The sequence below is a fragment of the Halomicronema sp. CCY15110 genome (assembly GCF_016888165.1).
Classification (GTDB): domain Bacteria; phylum Cyanobacteriota; class Cyanobacteriia; order Phormidesmidales; family Phormidesmidaceae; genus Halomicronema.
This window is the reverse complement of record NZ_JACSWC010000103.1, coordinates 1-873: the sequence shown is the minus strand read 5'-3', so window position 1 is coordinate 873 and position 873 is coordinate 1. Positions and strand designations below refer to the sequence as shown.

Below are 873 nucleotides of genomic sequence, written 5' to 3'. Positions count from 1 at the left end.
AATTAGTGAACTTCACTCAGGTTTTTAGGGGGTGCCGAAGTTGATGCAACTCGGTGCCGAAGTTAGGTGAATACGCAGGTCTAGAACATCACCAAATGTACGGTAGTGTTCCATACCTGTGGAAAAGGTTATAGGCTCACGTTCAGGGAAAGTGCATCTTACTAGGATCGCATTATGGACTTTCCCATTACTGACTTATCTAGACGAGCAGCAAAGCCAACAGCGGCTCTAATACCACTTTCACCCCTACGGCCTCCATTTTCCCCGCTACCAAGCGAGTCGGGAAGAGGCACCTATCTCTTTCGCCGAACGCAAAGCAGTCGGTCAGCTATCTATCACTGTCACGAGTGCGGTCAAACCAACAACTTTTACTGCGGGGGCACCGTCTTCTTAAGGAGTGAGGCCTAGAATGCTCACACCAGAAAGCTTCTAGGCCAATGAATTGTTTTTATTGCCAGAGTGAGCAAATCGTCAAGAATGGGACTAAAAATCTAAAGACAACCCGAGTGCTGCAGCAATACCTCTGTAAGAGCAATAGACCTGTTGTGAATTAGCCGTCCAAATCCTTAAACCCATTGTATAGCAAGCATTTCGGAGATTTTCTGAGAAGAAATCCTTGAAATCCTTGCTGCATGGTTGTTTCAGCGATGTCTTCCGTTATTTCGCAACAACTCTAATATCTCTGTAAGACCTGTGGTCGTCGCTTCAATGAACGTAGCGGTACATCAATGGCTCGATTGAGAACCCCAGTCGCAATGATAGAGACTGCACTCGACACGAGGCATGAAGGTCTTGGTGATCTTGACTCAAGAAAGTGGACAGGTAGTTTAAGCGGCCTTCAAACCCTCTAGAGAGAGCCAATAGTTATCTTCA

General features: G+C 46.4%; 1 pseudogene. It reads left to right on the top strand.

The features are described 5' to 3' along the window. Positions 1–677: 677 nt before the first annotated feature. Positions 678–797 (top strand): annotated as a pseudogene (locus JUK32_RS28605) (IS1 family transposase); the annotation flags it as partial. Between the last annotated feature and the right edge of the window lie 76 nt (positions 798–873).